Genomic DNA, 20,692 nt, shown 5'->3' with positions numbered 1-20,692 from the left:
GTGGGGTCTTGCAGACGGATAGACGTGCTTCAATTCGGCCCCAGATGTATCTGGGGAGAGACTGCGACCATGCGCGGGCACGTTAACGTGGACGCCACGGAGCTTCAATTCGGCCCCAGATGTATCTGGGGAGAGACCTGGATACTGGGGTGCGAATCGAGCGTTGATACCGCTTCAATTCGGCCCCAGATGTATCTGGGGAGAGACGCGGAGAAACTCGCCGCGCTCGACCGGAAGAAGGCGGCTTCAATTCGGCCCCAGATGTATCTGGGGAGAGACTTCAGTCCGCGGCAACAGTTAGAAATGCACATGCTCGCTTCAATTCGGCCCCAGATGTATCTGGGGAGAGACCCGCTCGGGAAGATGAGCGATTTGTCCGTGGCGTCCGCGCTTCAATTCGGCCCCAGATGTATCTGGGGAGAGACCGCAACTGAATGCCACTCTGGATGTCGGTACCACTGCTTCAATTCGGCCCCAGATGTATCTGGGGAGAGACCATTCAGCGCATCATGCTCGCGCTGCGGGTGGCGGCGCTTCAATTCGGCCCCAGATGTATCTGGGGAGAGACGAGACATCCACACGCACAAATCGCCCAGATGGTTGCGGCTTCAATTCGGCCCCAGATGTATCTGGGGAGAGACGGTCTTCGTCGGAACCCTTGTTGCCGCAACGAAATGGAGCTTCCCCTGCGAGCGGTGGCGGTTTGGGGAGGCGGCGAGTCGTTGCGTGGCCAAGGGGGTAGTTCCAAGTCGTGTTGAGATTGGGAGTTGCGGCTCGCGAGCGGCGACGAGCCGCAACTTCAATGGTATGTTCTGCGTTGTCAAAGACCTACGGCGCAAAGCCGGCACGCGGCCGGATTCATCACCGGTGCCCTCGGGGCATACCAAACGTCGGAACGCCTCCACAGTCACGGACTCGGGTTGCTGTTTCGACGGTCTGAGGATGGAGGCGGTGGTGTCTGATGTCAAGCGGGAACTCCGTAACGCCGGGTCCAAATTTTGCAGTTTTTGTAGCATTTTCAGCCAAATCCCACCGTGAAAACTCCCATTCCGCGGTACCGACCCGCCCCAATTGCTAACGGACCGCTCACAGGATGCGAAAATCGCACGCGGACGTGGTAACGCGGATAGCGCGGCGTGTTGACGGAGTAGCGCCGAGCCAGGTCGACGCCGGCGTGAAACCCGACGTCGCGCCATTCGAGTTCCGCTTCACCGCGATCCAGTTTCTCCGCACTGAGCAGCTCCGGACCGATCCCCGCGTGGGCGAACGCCTTCAACAGCAGGTCGCACGTCCGACGGTTGAGGGCCGCCAGTTGGCGCTGTTTTTCGTCCCCGGTCAGCGCCCGCGCCGGGTCGCGTTCACTCAGACGGCGGCGGATACCATCCGGATCATCGAACCCCGGCAGCACGACCGGGGTAACGGTGGACCACACGTGCGCGGAGCGAACATACGGATCGACCACCTTGTCCGCCCGCGAACCCACCACGAGCATTGCGACCGGTCCCGCCCCTTCATTCTGGGGAACGAGTTCGCGCCCGTTGAGCAGTTGTCGGAGGCGATCCAGGTTCTCCCCCGGCGGCCCGACGATCAGAACCCGACGGATGCTCTCGACCTTCAGCGGCGTGATGCTCGGCAGCGGAAGGTACATGAGGCGGTTATCGGTGGTGGCCTGTCCGCCCTTCTGGTCCCCGTGACCGAGTACGAACGACGCGATCCGGTCCTCGCTCCACTGTTGTTCGCGGGCCGCGGTCGCGGTGGCGTGTCGGACCAATCCGGCCACGACAATTGCGCCGCACGGGTCGTTTGCTCCCCCGGTGCGGGCAAAGTTCGGTGTTCGCACCGGGTCGAACGGTCGAAATCGGCTCTTGCCTGGGGGCAGATCGGCGAGTTTCGCGACCGTTTTGTGCAACTCGAACACAACGAATGGGCGCGAAGCAGGTTCGGTGCCGCGTCGGTAGCCGACCGTATCGAACGCGGTCAGCGGCGGAACCGGTTTGAAGCCGTCGGCCGAAAGGCGGTTCCGGAAATGCTGGTGGCGAGTCACGAGCGCGTCAAACGTATCTTCCGTGGGAATCCGCAGCCGCTCTCCCCCGGCTGATACTGGATTCCACCGCTCGCCACTCAGCGATTGAGCAGCCTCGTCACTAATTAACTGACCGTGACCAACGGCCATATCCACACCCCAACCGAGCGCTACAATGCTTCGTGCAGCGGCAAACAGTACCTCTTTGTGCCTATCGCACTCGGCCTGATCCGCCTCAGCGATCTCCCAAAGATACTGCACGGCCGGGAACTCATCGTCGCCAACAATGTGTGTCGCCCGAACAGTTTTGAGGGTTTTCAGTTGGGCTGGTTGCACATCGGGCTCCACATTTCTCGCCCACGCACGACCAACAACATCCATGTCATTATTGGGCACTGCAAGGCGATGCGGGATACCGGTCGCGCAAACCGGCGCCACTACAAGTGGCGGGCGCAACCCACCTAACCACCCGAACGCGGGAACTGCATAGTCGCGAAATAGGCTCGGATCACCGAACCGAGCCGCACTTGCTGCCACGAGCGCCTGAAACACCCGGAGGGGTGAAGGGGGCCATTCCGGTTCCCCACCGTCGCCACGCCCCCGAAACGTCGGATCAGCGAAGCGAATCGTGACGCACAGATAATTGGGCATGTTAGCCTCCGGTTATTTTCTCTTGGGCTTCTTGGTCGACGCTTCACTTTCAGTCGGTGGCTCCCCTGTAATATCTTGCTTCGCCATGCTCTTATTGAATTCGACTGTCAGACCATCTGCGACCTTGAACGCTTTCGCAGCAGCCTGCGCGTATGTGATCGCGTCCGGATGTCGCAGATCGAACTTCTCGCGCCTGCCATCCGCATGAACGAGCGTGAACTCGCGCGGGCTGTCGGTGTCCGGAACAAGATTGCATCCTTGTCGCAGGTAAGAAGACTGCGGCGCGGTTAGAGCAACAAGAGCGAGGCCAAGGATATACCGGCGCAGGTCACGGGTACGATCCATCGCCATCACGCTCCCTGCTTCTCGCACCGCGAGCAATCGTAGCGCAGCGATACTCAGCGTCGCATCACGCCGAACTTTCTCGGCAATCACGCCGCCGTGCGACCCGGACGCGGGGACGTGGACGAACCCGCGCTCAGCGTAAGCGTCGGACGTCTTTTTGTCGGCCGGTTCGTCCAGAAGTTCCCGCTCCACGTATTCGGTTGCTGGAACGAATTGTGCCGAACGCAGTAGCCTCTTGACATTGAACGCGCGGATCGTGGACGCAACGAGGCGCGGGAGTTTGGCTTGCGTGTCCCGCGAGTCCCAAACGCCAAAAACCAGGGACGTTGGTGCAATCTGAGCGAGTGGTTCAGCGTCACCGTTCTGCACGGCTTTAAACGCCGCTTGGAGTTGGTTCTTCAGTGTGGAGCATCGAACAATTGCGTCACCGGCGCGGTGCCCGGCTTCAAGCAAACTAATCGCTTTACTGCCGGCCATAATAACGATCTGTGGAACCAATCCGGCATATTCCGGCTTAGCAAATATCGGTTCGATTCGGTTCGCTTGCGAGCCAACGCTATCGACGAGACAGATGTTCGTCCCATCCGAAAACGTGTCGATGTTGTACCCGCCGGCGAACTTAGTTTTGTCCTCGGCCGCCGCAAATGTGGCCGGGAACAATACTCCGTCCTTACCTTCTACCGGCACTAACGGTTCGCGAATAACGAGAGCGGCCGGACCAGAATCGTCCAGCCAGGAATCGAATTTCGTCAGCGCGTTACTCATCAGAGTCTCCAGAAAGAATGGTGGAATACCCAAGAGCGGCGTATTGCCCGCGGGTGACAACCCGCCCGCGGTACACAGCAGAAGGATCGAAACGTATCGCCGTACACGCGGCAGCGCGGGCCACAAGCGGGGGTAACGAAATGCCCCAGGTAGAGTAGATGAACGAATCACGATTCGCGCCCATTTCTGGCCGAAAGCGTTGTAACCCGATCGCTGCGAGCAACTCGACCGCTGGCGACGATTCAACCGCAATTCCTTGCTCGTTTGGTGAGAACCCTACATCGAGTGCGTTCCACGCCGGACCGGGATCGAACCCAAATCGCCCCGTAAGGAACTGGCGCTGCTCGAACAACGCAGTCCGCTTCATTTGGTCGAGTTGTGGTAGAAGTTCCGCAAGTGCAGCACGAACAGGTGTCCAGATTCGGAGCGGCGTCTGTTGCCCCGACCAAAAATTCCACGGCGGATTAGCGCCCGTACTTACCTCACCCTTTTCCACTCGAATCGTCATCCAGGCATCGAGTGTTAATGCTCCCGAATGTCCGCTGAAGACTAATTGCAAAGGCGCAAGCAGCGTCTTCACTTCCAGTCCATTTGCCAATCGCGTGATTTGCTCAGGTGCCGCCCCGACAAGCGCTGAGAGTAGCGCCTCCAGTGTTCCCGTGCATGCCACATGAAACTGTCCGTTCGCGAACCACCCCTCAGCGCCGGGCCAGAGGCGATCAGCGAGTTCGAGTATGCCACAACACGCAAAGAATTGGCCGGGGTTACGCGGGTCCACATTCACACTAATTGTTGGGGTCGCAGGCGCGCGCGCCTGCGACCACGCAACGTCCGTTGGCACCGAACGCGGCCACGTCCCTGGTTCACGGTCGCCAATCGGGGTATCCTCAATCCGTTGAGAATCCAGAACGTCCGCAGCTCGAAGAAGCGATTCGAGGTATGCCAGCCCCCACCGTCCGTACTCACGCTGCAAGAGGGCGAACCGTTGCGGCGTCTCTGCAACGATCGACTGTGCCGCTGTATCTGGGCGTTCGGGGTCCGTTGCTTCCTTTAATGGGAAATGCGGGCGCCCGCGGCCGTGGTGCGTGGCGACCAAGTGCAGGAGTAACTCCTGACAAGTCGGCGTCTGCGTTAGGAATGTCGAGCTGTGTAATGGATCAAATTTGATGTCAATCAACGATGCGAGTTCGTGTCGGAAGCCGTTCAGATTCTCTGGCGGCCGACCGTGAAGCGTCTTTGCCACTGGCGCGGCGTCACGTGTATTTCCGGCCCCGCGCTGCCAAACTCCGCGATCCTTTCCCAAGTCGTGCCACCCTGCCGAAAGGCGTGCCGCGTTAGCAACATCCGGCACCAGCCCCAACTGCAAACTGATCGCCTCTGCAATCCCTTTGACACCTGCCAAATGGCCGTCTAACGAAGGCCATGCCTTCTCGTTCCGCTCTAGCACTACAGCGCGGGTTCGCGGCCGGTGAATAAGATGGGCCATCGGAGGGCATCCGATGACGGACCAGGAAATCGCAAGGTTAGGGCCGGCGTTCGCCCACTATCTGGGTCGGTATCGCGGCTGCTTCTTACAGAAGCGGACGGCCGACCACTTCGACAACTACGGTCGTGGTTTGCTCTCGGAGCTGCCGCGCAAGAGCGTCGAGCCGATCGCCCTGGCCTGTGGAACGGCGGTCCGCACCCTCCAGGAGTTCCTCACGACCGCCGACTGGCAACACGAGTCGGCGCGTGAGCAACTCCAACGGCGATGCGCCGAGGTGCTCGACGGGTTGCCCGGCGATGACCTGGGCACGGTCGGGGTGATCGACGAGACCAGTGCCGTGAAGAAGGGGGACCGGACGCCGGGCGTGCAACGACAGTACCTGGGGTGCGTCGGGAAGATCGACAACGGCATCGTGACCGTGCACGTGGGCGTCGCCAAGGGCACGTTCCAGGCCCTGTTGGACGCGGACCTGTACCTGCCCGAGTCGTGGAACGCGGATCGCCCGCGGTGCCAGGCGGCGGGCATCCCCGACGAGGTCCGCTATCGCCCCAAGTGGCGGATCGCCTACGAGCAGTTGGTGCGCCTGGATGCCCACGGGGTGCGGTTCGACTGGCTCGTGTTCGATGAAGGGTACGGGTCGAAGGTGCCGTTCTTGCGCGCCCTCGACGCCGTGGGCCAGCCGTTCGTGGGCGAAGTGCCCGTGAGCTTCTCGGTGACAACGGCCGCGCGCGACGAGCCGCGGCGCGCGGATTCGGTGCTGCGTGCCGACGACGCCCGGCGGGGCCGACGATTCCGGGTGTCGCGCAAGACCGTTGGCGACACCCGGTGGCGTGCGACGAGCCGGTTGATCGAGGTGCGTGGGTGCCGCTGGATGCTGGTGGTGGCGCAGAACGAATCGACGGCCGAGGTCAAGTACTTCGTCACCAACGCGACCGACGAACCGCTGGCGCGTGTGCTGCGGGTGGCGTTCCGGCGCGCGACGATCGAGCACCAGTTCCGGGTGGCCAAGAGCGAAGCGGGGATGACGCACTACGAGGGCCGGCAGTACGTCGGGTTGGTGCGGCATCTGATCTTGGGCCTGGTGGTGCTCGGGTTCGTGTCGATCCACACGGACCGGCTGCGGGGGGAAAAAACCGCAGGTGACGATGGAGCAGGTGTGCCGGGCGCTGAACGCCCGATGTGCGGTGACGTTCCGTCGGAGGCGCGGGACGCCGGAACTACTGCACGTCGGAGAGGTCATCCGCTACCACCAACGGCGGAACGAGCAGGCCACGAGAGCGCACAAAAAATGGCGACATAGATGCATCATCTAAACCCGCGCTGTAGTGCTAGTTTCTTGCCCGACTCGGGTTTGAGAACCAAGTATTCCAACAAACCGTCGAGGTCATCCTCGGATGTTCTCAAATCGAGACGATACGCAACCCGCATCGGTGGCAAGCCGACTTCACGACATCTGGTGCGTATTGTCCGGGCCTCCTCCCAACGGGTCACGTTCTCGGGAAGGCGTACAAATTCGGTACCGAGCTCACGAACTGGCGCCACAAGTTCGTAGACCAACTCACCTTCACGGAGAGTGACCTTGAGTCGCACGAGCGGAACACCGGACGCTAATTGAACGCTCCCTGCGACGTCGTACTTGCGTTCCGAATCGCGATCCGCCTTGCTATCAAGAGTGCCCGTACTGGTGAGGCCACCAGCCGTAGGTGGCAGGACGACAGTGCAACCAATCAAATTCTGAATGTACTTCTTTTTGTTGTCTCTTTTCGCCAGCTCGCCGAGTTCCAGTACACGAACCTCGTCGTCCGGATCGATGACCCACACCGATAAATCCGCGCGCGCCCCGCTAAGGGCCGACAGTTCATCCTGAACGCGCCACGTCGAGTCGCGAAGCATCTCGTGCGGCTTGAGAGGGAACGTGTCGAGTAATTCAGCAATTTGCAATTCATTCACTCCCGTGCCCGAAAATAGGTTCACTTCCTCGCGCCACGCAACGTGCGTTTCCCGATTCTTTTCGTCCTCAACGCCGTGGAGGTACTCGGCCACTGGCGGGCGACCGGGAAGTTCGTGAACGGTAGTCAGTGCCCACGCATCGAACAGGATGTCCGACGTGGGCAACATGAGCGGTTGTGGTGCGAATCCACCGAGCCGCGGATCGGCTCCTTGATTTGCGTTGACGTAATCGCGCAGTGCCTGGATTCGGTCCGATGAAGGAGGTTGAGCGCCGGAGCCTTCTTTGATCGCGAGTTCCCGGAGAGCCGTTAAAGCTGACGGGCTGGCATCGCCATTGAGCAGTTCGAGTAACCCCAGTGTCAACTTCAGCGGCGAAGCGAACTTATCCTCACCGGCGAACGTCTTGGGGTGGATGACGTGAATCTCTGTGTCCGTGCGGTCACCGAAACGATTCACGCGACCAAATCGCTGGGTCATGCTCTCAAATGTTGAGAGATCGCACACGAGGTGGTCCGCCGAAATGTTCACACCTACCTCGCCCGCACTCGTGCAAACGAGGTACACCGTGCCTTCAGCCGGTTTTACTCCTTCGGGCCGGTTCGAGTTCGGAAGGAATCGCGCAAAAACCTCGTCTCTTGGTAAAGTGTCCCGCTCGTACCCGCGCAGTGTTCCCGTCAATTGCTGGGGATGTTGTTTTTCCTTGTTCAGCCTCGCGACAATCTTCTCCACGTCTTCGACCTTGCGGACGAAGACCAGAATCGCACGGCCGGAATCCTTGTACTTCAGCGCGAGGTCCGCGATCTCGTCTGCGAGCTTCTTTTCGTCTTTGTTCTCGTGTAGGTGAAGCGCCTTCTTTGCACCGATGCGCTTCTGCACCGTGCCGTTCTTGTAGTCCGGGTCAGTAAGGCCGAATGGCTCGGCGCCACCCGCACGAGAGGTTGCGGTCAGTTCCATGACTTTGAGCGGACGGAAGTCCGGCGTGCGGCCCTCGTGCTGCTCCTTCTTGATCGCTATTAGCAGTTCTTGAAACGCCGGTTCGAGATGGGCCTCGTCGTGGACGATGAGCGAGTCTTGCCCCAGGAACCCGGCGTGGAGCGGGCGCGTCCTGAACCCGCACCCGTAGCCGCTGAACAGCAGCCGCGAGCCGATCATGTCCACGGTGCCGCAAATCACCGCCGGGCGCGACGGGTCCGCGCTCCACTCGCGGTTGTCGGCGAACTGCCCGCGGAGCGTGCTAATCGCGAGCGGCCGATCGTTCTCGGGGTCCGGCTTGTCCGGGCGCACGGCACACAGTTCCCAGAGCGCATCCTGAATTTGAGGAGCTTCCGGCAAGCGTTTGCGGATCTTCACCACTTCGTCTGTCGTCTGATCGACCACCGTGCGCCGGTTCACCACGTACACCAAGCGACGCGGCATTTTGGTGGGGTGCGTTGCCAGCGCGATCAGCCAGACGGCGATCACCGACGTTTTGCCCAGCCCCGTCGGGAGGTTGCACGACTCGGGGATGTTGTCCTTACGGTCCGCGGTGAACCGCTCGTATAACGCGCGCTGCCACGGGAACGGAGCGTTGCCGGTCAGCGCTTCAAATGCGGCGTCGAAGTTGATGTCTGCCATCGGGCGAACTCCTCAGAGGATCATCACCACGTCGTTTTTGTCGTATGCGTCGGTGGGCCGGCCGATCGCCTCCATGCGCTGGAGGCTCGTCTCGGTGAGCGGCAGGAACAGCACTTGGTCTTCGTTCAAGTCGATAATGTCGTATAAGCGCGAGCGCAAGCGTACAAAATCGGTCGCACTCACGCGAACCAGAAAAACGGATAACTGCTTGCGGTACCCGAAGTCCTCGCACGTCCGGGCCACCCGGCGGAGGCGCTTCGGGTTCGAGATGTCGTAACACACGAGATAGCTGTCCATCGCGCCCCGCGGTAAGGGTGAAAATCGCGTTCGCCGTGCTACAACCTCATTGATCGGACACTTGTATTCTTGAAAACTCGCACCCGCGATTCCCGACGTCGCGCCAGCGGTCAGTAACAATTGCTAACCTTTTCGGCCCGACAGCGGCGTCGCGTTCACAGAAACGGCGAAACGCCTGACATTTCCAGCACTTCGGAACCGCTCCGCCGATCCTACGAAACTCTTTTCTGCTAACATTGGCTAACATTTTCCGTCGCATGCGCTCGTTTTTCGCTCGCCCGGAAGCCTCCCAATCGGTACAAGCCGATCGATAGGTGCGACTCCAACTAGCTATTATATCAGATTGTGAACTTGAGTTCACAATAAACGCCCTTACCGAACGACGAACCCGGTGTACGTCGGGGTGCTGCCGCGCACGAACGACGCGAGCATCCGGGCCTGCACTTCCAGCATCCGCGCGTAGGACATCTTGTAGTTGTAAAGCGGGTGCATAATGATCGTCGATTTGCGCTGCTCGTAGGCCGCGAAGAACGCCTTCCGGCCGCTCTCGGTCAGGTTGCAAGCGTCCCGCCACGTGATGAAATCGTCGGGCGTCAGCGTTTCGTTATTAATCAGCGTGAGAACGACCGAATCGGCGATGACGGGTCGGAACTCTTCCATGAGGTCCAGTGCGAGCGACGGTTTCCCGTGCCGGCCCTGGTGGAAGAAGCCCTTGTACGGGTCGAAGCCCACCGTGCAGGCCGCCGCGAAACAGTCCTTTGCGAGCATCGCGTAGGCGAACGACAGCAGCGCGTTCACCGGGTCGCGCGGCGGGCGCCGGTTCCGCGACGTGAAGTCGAACCGCTTGCCCGTCGGCGGTTGCTTCAGGAAGCGCCCGAACTCGCCGAAGTACAGCGCGGCCCCCTGCCCCTCGATCCCGAGCACGGAGTCCACCGAGGTCTGGTCGTCAATCACCCCGAGTAGCCCGTAGATGCCGCGTGCGGCCGGTTCGTGACTGCCGCGAGCTTCTTCCTCGCCGCGCAAACTGCGCATCAGAAGGGCGCGCTGGTTCGCGAGCTTGGCCCGCACCACGGCCTTCGACAGTTCCAGGCACGCGGCCGGGTCACTGAACTTACGGAACTGGGACTCGCGGAGTGACACGTTTTTCGCGGGCGCGGGCGAAAACGTGCCGATGAACCGCCCGTGCCCGGTCACGTAGGACACCGGGATGTCGTTGGTCGCGAGCGTTTCGAGCGCCTGCGTGCTGACTTGCACGTTCCCACACACAACGACCTGCCGAACTGCGTGCATCGGCACGCGACTCATTTCCTTGCCGTCCTTCTTGATGACGAGGTGCTCGCTGCGCTTGCCGACCGAGCTGCCCGGCTCTTGCAGGTAGAGCACCGCACCGTCGTCGGATTGCGGGATGACGCGCTTGAGTTCCGGCGGCGCCTCTTCGGTTTTCACGGGCGCCGGGTGCCCGATCTGGTACAGCGTTTCTTCCGGCAAGCACACCGGCGCGAGCGAGCAGCCGAAACACCGGTGACGCAGTTCGCTCGGGAGCGGATCGGGCGGGGCGTCGAGAGCCGCCAGTTCGCGGCACCGCGTGACGGCGTCGCGGGTCTTTTGACGCAGCTCGGGCGTCAGTTCCAGCGGCACGCGCTCGCGGCTTCCGACGTGGAACTGGTACCCGCGCGGCACCGGTTTGCCGAACGCTTCTTCCATGAGCATCGCTTGGGCGCAAATCTGGACGGCGTCGTTGTCCCAGACGGTCGGCTGGCCGTCGCCGTCGTGCGGGGCCGGTCCGTGCTTGGTTTCCACCGGGTACTGCTCGCCGTTCTTCTCTTCGATCACGTCCAGAATGCCGGAAATCCCGAGCGCCTCGCTCGAAAGCGCGATCCCGCGACTGGTGGCCGTCCCGCGGTCGGTGCGGGTCTTGTTCTTGAGGTCGGGCGCGTCCACACGGCGGTGGTCGTGCAGCCCGCCCTCGACGTGCTCGTTCGTGGGCATGACGGCGTCCACGTACTGCAGGTAGTACAGCCGGGGGCAGTACGTCACCTGGTTCAGTGCGCGCACCGGGATCGGGTCCGTGGTCGCGGACATGGGCGTGTGCTCCGTTCGGTGTGGGGGGCGTCAGGCAGAGGGGGCGTCGCGTCGCGGGAGCTTGCTCCGCTTGCGGAGGTTGTGGAGCGTGCGGAGGATGTCGAACTCGGTGCGGTCCGCGGCACTCGCCCGGACCCGACCGAGGAACTCCCCGCGGAACTGCGGGTCTTCGAGAATGCGGTCCACCGAACACTCGTCCGGTCGGGCCTTCAGCATCTCGGCGTAAGCGGCAACCAGTACCGGTTCCATGACGCGCCTCCTGTGTGGTTCTGCAGACTTGTTCCGAAGGGGTTGGGGAAGTTCGACAGAAATTCGCGGATAGATTGTTTTGGTCCGCGCCGGTAGCATCAACTAGCCTGCATGAAACGCGCCACTACCGAGGACACATGGCTACCGCTCAAATCGTTTCCGACCCGAACATCTTGTTCGGCAAACCTGTGATTGCGGGAACGCGCATCAGCGTCGAGCTGGTTCTTGAAGAACTCGGCGGCGGGTTATCGGTCGATGATCTGCTCCGGGAATACCCACACATCACGCGCGAACAGATCCTTGCGGCCGTGCGTTTCGCGGCCGAGGCCATCCGCAACGACGCGGTGTACCCGTTCGGGAAAGTTCCGGCATGAACCTCGTTGCCGACGAGAGTTTGCTGGGTGCGATAATCGACCGCCTTCGCGCGGACGGACACACCGTTCGCGCGATCCGCGACACGAATGGAGGCGCACCCGATACCGACGTGCTCACCATTGCCGTGAACGAGCACGCGGTTCTTCTCACCCAAGACAAAGATTTCGGCGAACTCGTTTTCCGCAACCGCCTGACGCATACCGGGATCGTATTGATCCGTCTCACAGGTATGTCCGCCGACGACCGAGCACAACTGGTCAGCGAAGTGATCCGGGACCACGCGAACGAACTCCCCACCGCTTTCACAGTTGTGAGCAATAACGGTGTTCGGATTCGCCCCGTCACCCCTCCCTGATGCTTCAATCCGTCATCCGCAGCTTCGCCTGACTCGGGTCGATGCTCACCAGGAGCGGGCGCGCGAAGTGCGGGAAGCTGACGACGGCCTGCCCCGGCGCGAGGTTCGGGAGCCGGTCCCATAACCCTTCGTCCACGCCGCCCACGGTGCGCTTCAGGAGTGTCACCACCTGTGGGTCTTGCAGCTTGTGCAGGATGAACGAGTTGCACAGCCCGAGGACTTGCTTCGGGAGGTGACTCGGTAGCTGCGTTACGAAGCACAGCCCGAGCCAGCGCTTGCGCCCGCGCTTCGCGATCTTCGCCACCTGCTCGAACAGCACCGGCGTGCGCCCGATGCGTTCCTCACTCAAGAACTCGTGTGCCTCCTCTACCACGATCAGCACCGGCGTGGGGGATTTCTTCTGCTGCTCGGCCGCCTCGCACGCGGTGTCTTGCGCGTCCTGAATCCCGCGCAGGATGTCCGCGATCACGAGGTTGTTCAGTTCGCTGAACCCGGTGTCGGAGAGATCGATGACCGACAGCGCGCCGGGGCGGAGCATTTCGCTGTGGGTCATCGGGCGCTTGCTGTTCGGCTGCTCGTCGAAGAACACGTTCAGCCGGTTCAGGCGCGAGAGCCGGCCCTGGACCGCGTGCCACGAAACCGTGTTGCCCGGCGGGTTCGCCGCGTTCATCCGCTTGTTCAGGGCTTGCACGGCGCCCGGCGCCTTGAGTTCGCGGCACCACGGATCGAAAGTCGGCGCGTCGTCCGCGTCGTCTTCGCTCCCTTTCCGAGTGCGCTTTTTGTCGCCCTTCGGTTCCGCACGCAGAGCACAAGCCCGAACGATGTCGATGAGGAGAGGAATCGTGACCCGCGGATAGCCCCGCTCGAACTCATCGATATCCAATGCCAGTTGTTCCTGTTCGGGATGGCCCTCTTGCGGGAAGATTTTCAGTTCGCGGAGCAGCGGTTTTGCGATGTCATACGCCTTCAAGAATCGCTCTTGTTGTGCGTCGGAGAGGTCCAAGATTTCCATCACCGCGTAGGGCGAGAGCCGGGCGAACTGGAGCGAAAACGGGCGCAGCTTGGGGTGCGCCGGGTTCGCGGCGCCGCGGTTCACGAGGTGGTACACGGTCATGTCTTTCACCGGCACGCCTTCCGGGGTCAGGTTTCGGGCGCGCAACCCTTCTTGCATGCCCTTGTGGTCGCTCGGCTCGTGCATCACCGTGTACTCACCCTCTACGTCCAACAGAATCACCGCCATGCCCGCAGCGCGAGCGCGATTAACCAGACCCGACACCGTGGTCGATTTCCCGCCACCAGTCGTGCCGAGAATAGCCGTGTGACGCGGAAACACGCTCTTGGCCTTCGCCGGCGCCCCGACTTCCACTTGCTCGTGCCCCACCGCGAGGCCGAGGCGCACGTCGCCGCCGCACTTCAGCACCTTCGCGGCTTCGTCGTCCTTGAGCACGAAGACCGGGCTGTTCGGCAGCGGCCGCAGGCGCGGGGGCGTGAGTTCACCGCCCTTCAATTCCTCACCGAGAATCGTCACTTGCACGCGCCCGTGGAACGGCGGAAGGTAGTCGCCGCGGTGTGTCGCGACGGCCTTGAGGATGTCCGAATCAGCACGCAATCCGTCGGGTTCCGCGAACGGCCCGGCCGTCACCACGCCGAGGTATTTGCGCTTATCGTTGCGGCTCTCGATGCGAACGAGTGATTGCGACGGCGCACGCTGAAGGTGCTCGCGCCCGAGGAGCACGGTGACGGTGAGATCGTCGCTGCCGGGCAGGTCGAACATCGTCACGCCGACCGAATCCGCGTCGTCCGGGTTCGCGAGTTTCGGCCCGCCGGCTCGCGCGATGTCGTCGGCGAGTTGTTGTTGACGCGCGAGCGCGCAATCATCTTCGTGAGGTTCACCGCGAGCACCGCGAGCGATGCCATCTGCGAGTTGCTGTTGGCGCGCAAGGGCACCATTGGACTCGGACATAATGAGCCTCCTGTTGTTGAGTTCCTGGCGATAAACGGCCCCGGCCTTGCGGCCGAATTCACCTTAATCCGGACGGTTCTGGCGCTCGCTGCCGTAGCGCAATCCCGCCCCGGCGCGGGCGTAAGCGGCCGTGGCGATGTCGCGCAGGCTCCCGCCACCGTACACCGATTGACAGGTGCGATCGGCCAAATCAATGAGAGCCGGGAACCCGCGGTCGGCCATCAGCACGCTGTCGGCGATTGCGATCTTCGCCGCGGTGTGGACGTGTTCGCGGTGGGCATAAAACATGTGCGGCGGTGCGAGCGGCGAGGCGCGGAAAACGCCCACGAGTACCTGCGGCGCGACTTCGTCCAAGAACCGTGACACCCACAGTTCGGGCATCATCGGTTTGCCGCCCCAGGTGTCGTCAACGGTCACGCGCCCAGAGAACTGGAGCCCACCGACGAACCGCTCGATCCGCTGCGCGAGCGTACCGACGATGGCGTACTCGCACGGGTGAAGGGCTTGGCCGATGGTGAGGTACAGGCGGTCGCTCGGTTCGCTGGCGATAAACACGAACCGCTTGTGGTCCTCAATGAGCCTGCGGAGCAACCGTATCGAACGGATCATGACGTCCGGGTTCCCGGCCCCGCTGAGCAACTGGTACGGGGCCGGGCTGCCGTGGCCCATCTTCCACAGCGCCGTAGAGTGTTCGACCAACACGGCGATCTCGGCGTAGCTCATCACCGCACGTTTCGCCAGTTCCGACAATCCGTCGCGGCGGTCGGGTTGGTTCAGCCCGCCTCGTGTGGCGCGAGCCTCCAAAAGTGCGACCGTTTCGGTCACCGGATCGCCCCGCCCCTCGTGCAAATCGCGCCGATACAACCGCTGGCTCCAGCTCCCTCGATTACCCGCATACGACACGAGGCACACGCCGATCTGATAAATGGTCAGCGCGAGCGAGTCATGAACGTCAACGGTGCCGTCACAGCAATCGGTCCCGCCGTTGAACAACAGCCCCCGGTGGACGTCTCGAATTTCATCCACCGAAACGGGGTACTTCCCGGCCCCTGGAGGCGCACCGGCGAAGGTATGGAGCTTATCCACGACAAGGCTGCGCACGCGCGCTTCCAACGCCGTTTCCGCCTTCACTGCGTTGGCGATCAGGCTCGAAACCCTCGCGTATTCGCGACTCATGTCCTCGCCGGCGTGCCACGTCGCCAAATTCAATACGTCGTCGAGTGGCTCCCCGAAACAGCGCTGAAACGCATCGCTCGTCGCACCGCTGGGGCGCGAAACCGGTAGTTCGGGGGTGGGGGCAACGTCGGACATAGGCGACCTCCGACCAACCGTTCCGCGAGTCGGCGGAAAGTTCGACGAGATTTCCCAATTTTTCGCTGATAACAAGATAATCTTTTGCGAGATATGCTCAGTACCGCAAGAGAATTGCGTATTTTTCCGCTGGAACAGTGGGTAAGCCGAATACCGAAATGAGTCTCGATACCAGCGCGGCGCGCGAAGGAGCGGCTTCGGGATCGACCGCGTCGAAGGGGGCGAGTAGCTCGAACGCGAGCCGGTCAGCGCCTTCTTCGGCCTCCCAGGTCGCCTCATCAACCACGCGGCCCCAGCGGTCGCGCTCAAGGAAGTGCGTGTGGCTGCCGATCGTGACTCCGCGCAACGCCCCCGCAAGGCGCTCCATCGGTGTTGCGGGGCGGTTCCCGTCGAGCACGTCAAGAATGCCCGTGCCGAAGCGCGCAACGGCCCTTCGGCGTGCCTCGCGGCAGTCACGGAGGAAGTGGGCGAGTTCGTGTGCGAAAGTGAACCGCAGTTCGTCTGCGGGTAGGGTTGGATCGACCAGAATCACGCCGACCCCACGGCGCGCACCAAAGCACCCGTAAAATTGGCGGTCTTCGGCCAGGGGCGCGCACGGGACGTTGTGCCGCGCGAATTCTTGAGCGACGGTCGCGGCAGAAAGGTTTAGGATCTCTTTGACGTGAAGGTCCGGAAAGTTCCACGTGGCGTCACGCAGATCGCGCGGGAAGCCGGGTTCGTGGCCGACTTCGGCCCAGAACCGCGCGGCGAGTTCGAGCACCCAAACTTCCGGGCGCGCGATCACGGGACGTCACTCCGGTCGCGTGCGGCGAGAACGGCGCCGGCGGGTTCTAGGCTGGTCGCGTCGCGCACGATCGCGGCCGGAACGAGTTTCGTGGCATCCGCGAGCGCACGCACGTTAAGACCGAACTTGGTCGCCACGCAGGTCACGTCTTCGCCAAACACAGCGCTCGATTCAGTTCGCGGCGCGCGGCACATCCGGACGTGCGCGAGCGTGGCCACATCGCACCCGAGCTGGGCCGCCAGTGCCGCGTCATCCAGTGATTCGCGCGCGGCAAATTCCGCGAGCCGGAATCCCAGGAAAAATGGTCTGGCCGAGGCACGTTCCGCGAGCAACTCAAACGGTGTCGGGTTCATGACCGTCCCCCAACTGCGCGCCGCAAGCGCACTTTTACGGTGTCTTTGATCCGCTTAACGACCGCGGCCACATCGGAACGTGTTGTGTCTAACCCGAGTGCCCGCGCGTAAACATCCGTGTGGCGCTCGCCCGCGAGAATTAGTGTGTAAGCCACGTGCTCGCGCGGCCCGAACGACGCGACCTCATCAACGACCCGCGGGTCGTCCAAACTCGGGGCCTCGACCGGCTCCACACAATTGTTCCCACTCGCCGTCGGCTCGTCGACAAATCCGAGCGAAATTTCTCGGCCCCGCCGTCGCACGTCTTGGGCACACAGGTTGCGCAAATCGCCTCGCACAGACATGCAGAGATAGCGGGTAAATGACAGGAGTTCGGGATTGTACTGTTGTGGGCGCTCGATCACGTTCATGATCGTTTCGGACACGGCACTATCACGCAACTCCTCCGCGACATGGGCAGACGCAGAGGCCAGATAATCGCGGAGAGGCTGATAGTACACGCCCGCAAAGACGTCCGGTGCGGTCGAAATACCGCGCATCAGTTCCGCGTGAAGGTGCCGACCGTCGTCTTCGCTCGGCCATTGTGGGATGGGGGGCATACGGGCCTCCTTTCCCAAACACCGTAAACAGCAATGTCCGCCAATGGCGATGTCAGTTGTGGGGGTGTAGGACCGCAGGGTATAGGACCGCATTTGCAGAGCGTCGGAGAGCGGCACGAGCTGTTTGGCACAACTCGTGAACTGAGCTACTAGAGTCGCTGCACAATAGCGGCTGATCGGTTCAAGTCGATGCGCTGCCCCGGGTGTTCGACCTCATGCGTACATGAGGTTGTGGAGTCCGGCGACGTTCTTGATGATGAGGGTGTGCCGGCGGCGCGGGTTCCGGTACCGCTCGGCCGCGATGCGCCACACCTTCATCTTCCCGATCCCGTGCTCGACCACGATCCGACGGCGCGACACGCGCCGGTTCCCGGCCTTCTGCCGGGCCGTCAGCGGACCCTTCGGCGGTCGCCGGCGCGGGGTACACAGCCCGGTTCCCAGGTACGCCGTGTCGCCCGTGCGCCGCACCCCGTCCGGGCACACCACGGCGGTCGCGTCGTACACCTTCTTGTCATGCGTCTTGCCCGGGAACGCCTTCGACACGGCGGCGATCCGCACCCGGCGCCGTTGGCCGCCCCGCCCGGAGCTCTTGCGCTTGCGCACGACCACCACTTGGTGCTTGAGCGTGTGCCGCTTGTTCTTCCCCGAGTCGAACCGCTTCTGCCGCCGAGTGGGCCGGGGAATGGCCCGCTCGGTGGCGTCGAAGAAAAGCTCGCGGATCTCGTCGGGCTCCCGTTCGATGCGGCGTTCCGGGATCCGGAAGATCCCGGCCAACAGCGGTTGGAGCGGGTTGATGTTGCGGCACACGGAACGGTCGTCGATGCCGAACAAGAACCCGAGGAAGGCGTGGGTGGTGTAGGTCCGGTAGTACATCAACGGCATCAGCAATCGGTCGCTCAACGGGCGCGCGAACTTGCGCCCCGCACCCGGCTTCCGCTGACGAGAGGGCCGCTTCTTCCGCTTGGCGTCGGCCTGCGGGTAACGCGGTTCGAGTTCGGCCAACAGTTGGTCGAACGCATCGGGGGTAATCCCGGTCAGTTGACGGAACGTGTCCGGCATTCGCCTCAACCGACTCGTGTGGCTCATACACCAAACCTACGCACCCGGCCACTATTGTGCAGCGACTCTACTGTATCACGAACCGATTCCTTCGCTTGGCTAGATATGACGGACCGCGAATTCGCACTCGATGTCGTTCGTAAACTCCAGAACGCTGGCTTCACGGCACTTTGGGCCGGTGGGTGCGTGCGCGACGAACTGCTCGGACTCACCCCCGATGACTACGACGTCGCTACGTCCGCGCGCCCGGAGCAGTTGCGCCCGCTGTTCCGTCGGCGGAACGAGATCGGTGCCCACTTCGGCGTCGTGCAAGTCATCGGACCGAAGAGCGACGACGGCGAATGGCTCACGATCGAAGTTGCGAGCTTCCGCGCCGACGGGGTTTACATCGACGGTCGGCGCCCCGAAACGGTTACATTCTCGTCGCCCGAAGAAGACGCCCAGCGCCGCGACTTCACCATCAACGGCATGTTCTTCGACCCGGTGAAGGCGGAACTCATCGACTTCGTCGGTGGGCGCGCGGATCTCGAAGCGAAAACTCTACGCGCCATCGGCGATCCGGTTGCGCGGTTCACCGAGGACAAGTTGCGCATCCTGCGAGCGGTGCGCATGGCGACCCGCTTTGCACTAGCCGTAGACCCCGCCACGCACGACGCGGCCCGCGCAATGGCCGCACAGATCCAAGTCGTTTCCGCGGAGCGCATTGCAGAAGAGTTGCGGAAACTGCTCGTTCATCCGAACCGCGCACACGGGCTGGGGTTGCTCCACGAATTGGGACTAGCTGCCGCGATTCTGCCCGAGGTTGCCGCGCCGAACGTGTGGGCGGATACGGTTCGGGTGGTGGAGGGATTGGGGGAAAAAGGCACACCTACCCCCCTGTCCCCCCTCCCTGAAGGGAAAGGGGAGGAAAGACGACCTAACCCCCTAACCCCCTTCGCTTCTTCGAGCGCCGGTCCTGTCAGCGGAGCTTCTCGCGGACCGGCGACGAAGGAAAGGGGAACAGAGCCATCGTTGGTTTTAAGCCCCTCTCCCCTTGGGGGAGGGGTTGGGGAGGGGTTCTTCTCCCCATTCCCGCTCGTATTTGCGGCCGTGTTACACACCACGGGTAAGGCGACCGCGGAGCGCATCGCGGAGCGCCTGAAGCTGTCGAACATCGAAACGGTGCGGCTCAGTTGGCTCGTTGAGAAGCAGGACTACTTGCTTGACGCGCCCACAATGCGCGCGAGCAAACTGAAACCGATCCTCGTTCACCCCGGCATTGAAGAACTGCTCGCGCTCCATCGAGCGATCGCACTGGCGCGCGGGAGCAGTATCGAACACGTCGAATTCTGTGAGCGTGTGTTGAGGAACACGCCCCCAGAAGAATTGAACCCGCCCCCCGTTCTGACGGGCGAGGATCTTATCGCAAAGGGGCTGAAGCCCGGCCCCGCCTTCAAGCGGCTGCTCGATGCCGTGCGGGAGGCGCAACTTGAGGGGCGCGTGGCGACAAAAGATCAGGCACATGATCTTGTGAAGCAATTACTTGCGGAGTCGGTATCTTCGTCTGGAACACCGCCGGTGTGACGGTAGGAGTTGCGCCGCGAATCACTTCCTGCCACCAGAATGCGAACAGCTTGCGGGCCGTTCGCGGGACTTCGCGCAGCGACACCTTACTCTCGCCCCCGGCACGCGGACGGTGCGTTACCGGGATTTCAGTGACCGGAAGGTTCTGCTGACGAGCGCGGGTCATCATTTCGGTGTTCACGAAGAACCCGCGTGACTCGGGCAGCAATCCCGCGAGTGCGCTGCGGTGGAACACTTTCAGGGCGCAGTCCACGTCACGAACCCGCGTGCCGAGTAGGGCGCGGGCCATTACGTTGTACCCCCACGACAGGAACCGCCGGCGCCACGGGTCTTTTCGGTCCGCCCGGTAACCCACCACAACCGGCGTATCTGCTGCTAAGTCTGCGAGTTGCGCCAGTTCGGTGAGGTCGAACTGACAGTCCGCATCGGTAAATGCGACCAGATCGAACCGCGCGGCCTCAAAGCCCGTTCGCAATGCGGCTCCGTAACCGCGGTTCCCTTCGTGACGCAGCAGTCGCGTGTGTGGGGCACTGGGAAGAGTTGCGCTCACCTCGGCTGCGGTAGTGTCTCCGCTACCGTCATCGACGACTAATACTTCAAACGACCCAAAGTATGTGGTGAGCGATGCTTCCGCTTCGGTGATGGCGCGGGCGATCACAGCGGCCTCGTTAAAGGCGGGGATCACGAGACTCAATCCTGTGCGATTCGCCGCGTCCATGCGGATGCTCCCCAAAATGGCCTGGCTGACGGGCATTTAGCAACTCCGCGAAGGTGCGTAAAGTGCGGTCGCTGGTGAAATAGCACTTGCCAGATACAGTTCCGTGGGTAGAAATGGAATAGTGGGAGTGCTGATTCCCGAATTGAGTTA

At 62.3% G+C, this 20,692-nt stretch carries 17 protein-coding genes, 1 pseudogene and 1 CRISPR repeat array (1 of these 19 cut by a window edge); of the genes and pseudogenes, 4 read left to right on the top strand and 14 right to left on the bottom strand.

What is annotated here, in order from left to right; all coding sequences use genetic code 11:
• A CRISPR array of direct repeats spans positions 1–641; the repeat unit is 36 nt; unit sequence GCTTCAATTCGGCCCCAGATGTATCTGGGGAGAGAC; it reaches 2,593 nt to the left of the window's first position.
• Between the two features lie 377 nt (positions 642–1,018).
• From csb2 to VT84_RS38575, 3 genes are read right to left on the bottom strand one after another with little or no spacing between them, the layout of a single operon-like run.
• Positions 1,019–2,674 (bottom strand): type I-U CRISPR-associated protein Csb2, encoded by a 1,656-nt coding sequence (gene csb2 / locus VT84_RS16285; RefSeq protein WP_082840272.1) that lies wholly within the window; start codon positions 2,672–2,674, stop codon positions 1,019–1,021.
• Between the two features lie 12 nt (positions 2,675–2,686).
• A complete protein-coding gene (cas7u, locus tag VT84_RS16280; protein ID WP_239465866.1) occupies positions 2,687–3,844 on the bottom strand; it encodes a type I-U CRISPR-associated RAMP protein Csb1/Cas7u in 1,158 nt (385 codons plus the stop codon).
• Entirely contained in the window at positions 3,777–4,364 is a 588-nt protein-coding gene (locus VT84_RS38575) for a hypothetical protein (RefSeq protein ID WP_162271723.1), read from the bottom strand. Before VT84_RS38575 ends, cas7u begins: the two co-directional genes overlap by 68 nt.
• 919 nt (positions 4,365–5,283) lie before the next feature.
• Here VT84_RS38575 and VT84_RS16275 point away from each other — a divergent pair.
• Positions 5,284–6,570, top strand: coding sequence for an IS701 family transposase (locus VT84_RS16275; protein ID WP_082838323.1), 1,287 nt, complete (start codon positions 5,284–5,286; stop codon positions 6,568–6,570).
• Positions 6,571–6,575: 5 nt separating this feature from the next.
• Here VT84_RS16275 and cas3u read toward each other — a convergent pair whose 3' ends face one another.
• From cas3u to VT84_RS16255, 4 genes are all read right to left on the bottom strand, one after another.
• On the bottom strand, positions 6,576–8,834 hold the full coding sequence (cas3u, locus tag VT84_RS16270; protein ID WP_082840270.1) for a type I-U CRISPR-associated helicase/endonuclease Cas3: 2,259 nt from the start codon (positions 8,832–8,834) through the stop codon (positions 6,576–6,578).
• A 12-nt stretch (positions 8,835–8,846) separates the two neighbouring features.
• Positions 8,847–9,131 carry a CRISPR-associated endonuclease Cas2 gene (gene cas2, locus VT84_RS16265; RefSeq protein WP_052555344.1) on the bottom strand — a complete coding sequence of 95 codons (285 nt, stop codon included), beginning with the start codon at positions 9,129–9,131 and terminating at the stop codon, positions 8,847–8,849.
• A 372-nt stretch (positions 9,132–9,503) separates the two neighbouring features.
• Positions 9,504–11,213: a CRISPR-associated endonuclease Cas4/Cas1 gene (locus tag VT84_RS16260; protein ID WP_082840269.1), complete on the bottom strand. Its 1,710-nt coding sequence runs from the start codon at positions 11,211–11,213 to the stop codon at positions 9,504–9,506.
• Positions 11,214–11,243: 30 nt separating this feature from the next.
• Complete coding sequence (locus VT84_RS16255) at positions 11,244–11,462, bottom strand: hypothetical protein (RefSeq protein ID WP_082840268.1); 219 nt, start codon at positions 11,460–11,462, stop codon at positions 11,244–11,246.
• 137 nt (positions 11,463–11,599) lie between these two features.
• Between VT84_RS16255 and VT84_RS16250 the strand changes: the two genes are divergently transcribed.
• Together VT84_RS16250 and VT84_RS16245 are read left to right on the top strand one after the other, a co-directional pair.
• Positions 11,600–11,836 carry a DUF433 domain-containing protein gene (locus VT84_RS16250; RefSeq protein WP_082840267.1) on the top strand — a complete coding sequence of 79 codons (237 nt, stop codon included), beginning with the start codon at positions 11,600–11,602 and terminating at the stop codon, positions 11,834–11,836.
• On the top strand, positions 11,833–12,192 hold the full coding sequence (locus tag VT84_RS16245; RefSeq protein WP_082840266.1) for a DUF5615 family PIN-like protein: 360 nt from the start codon (positions 11,833–11,835) through the stop codon (positions 12,190–12,192). Before VT84_RS16250 ends, VT84_RS16245 begins: the two co-directional genes overlap by 4 nt.
• A gap of 4 nt (positions 12,193–12,196) precedes the next feature.
• On the opposite strand, the gene VT84_RS16240 is transcribed toward VT84_RS16245, so the two are convergent.
• The 6 genes from VT84_RS16240 to VT84_RS16215 all read right to left on the bottom strand — a co-directional run bounded on the left by VT84_RS16240 (position 12,197) and on the right by VT84_RS16215 (position 18,261).
• Complete coding sequence (locus VT84_RS16240; RefSeq protein WP_082840265.1) at positions 12,197–14,155, bottom strand: ATP-binding protein; 1,959 nt, start codon at positions 14,153–14,155, stop codon at positions 12,197–12,199.
• 63 nt (positions 14,156–14,218) lie between these two features.
• Positions 14,219–15,466: a hypothetical protein gene (locus VT84_RS16235; protein ID WP_052555338.1), complete on the bottom strand. Its 1,248-nt coding sequence runs from the start codon at positions 15,464–15,466 to the stop codon at positions 14,219–14,221.
• Between the two features lie 97 nt (positions 15,467–15,563).
• The gene (locus VT84_RS16230; RefSeq protein ID WP_052555337.1) at positions 15,564–16,250 is read right to left on the bottom strand and encodes an ImmA/IrrE family metallo-endopeptidase; all 687 of its coding nucleotides are present in this window, start codon (positions 16,248–16,250) and stop codon (positions 15,564–15,566) included.
• Entirely contained in the window at positions 16,247–16,603 is a 357-nt protein-coding gene (locus VT84_RS16225) for a hypothetical protein (RefSeq protein WP_052555336.1), read from the bottom strand. Before VT84_RS16225 ends, VT84_RS16230 begins: the two co-directional genes overlap by 4 nt.
• On the bottom strand, positions 16,600–17,202 hold the full coding sequence (locus VT84_RS16220) for a hypothetical protein (RefSeq protein WP_052555334.1): 603 nt from the start codon (positions 17,200–17,202) through the stop codon (positions 16,600–16,602). The genes VT84_RS16225 and VT84_RS16220 overlap by 4 nt, the downstream gene beginning before the upstream one ends.
• Before the next feature lie 213 nt (positions 17,203–17,415).
• On the bottom strand, positions 17,416–18,261 hold the full coding sequence (locus tag VT84_RS16215) for a transposase family protein (protein ID WP_239465854.1): 846 nt from the start codon (positions 18,259–18,261) through the stop codon (positions 17,416–17,418).
• A gap of 105 nt (positions 18,262–18,366) precedes the next feature.
• On the opposite strand from VT84_RS16215, the gene VT84_RS40875 reads away from it, so the two are divergent.
• A complete protein-coding gene (locus VT84_RS40875) occupies positions 18,367–19,824 on the top strand; it encodes a CCA tRNA nucleotidyltransferase (RefSeq protein WP_052555330.1) in 1,458 nt (485 codons plus the stop codon).
• Between the two features lie 214 nt (positions 19,825–20,038).
• On the opposite strand, the pseudogene VT84_RS40870 reads toward VT84_RS40875, so the two are convergent.
• Positions 20,039–20,542: pseudogene (locus tag VT84_RS40870) on the bottom strand (glycosyltransferase family 2 protein); the annotation flags it as partial.
• Between the last annotated feature and the right edge of the window lie 150 nt (positions 20,543–20,692).

Source organism: Gemmata sp. SH-PL17 (assembly GCF_001610855.1).
Lineage (GTDB): Bacteria > Planctomycetota > Planctomycetia > Gemmatales > Gemmataceae > Gemmata > Gemmata massiliana.
This window is presented reverse-complemented; position numbering and strand designations above follow the sequence as displayed.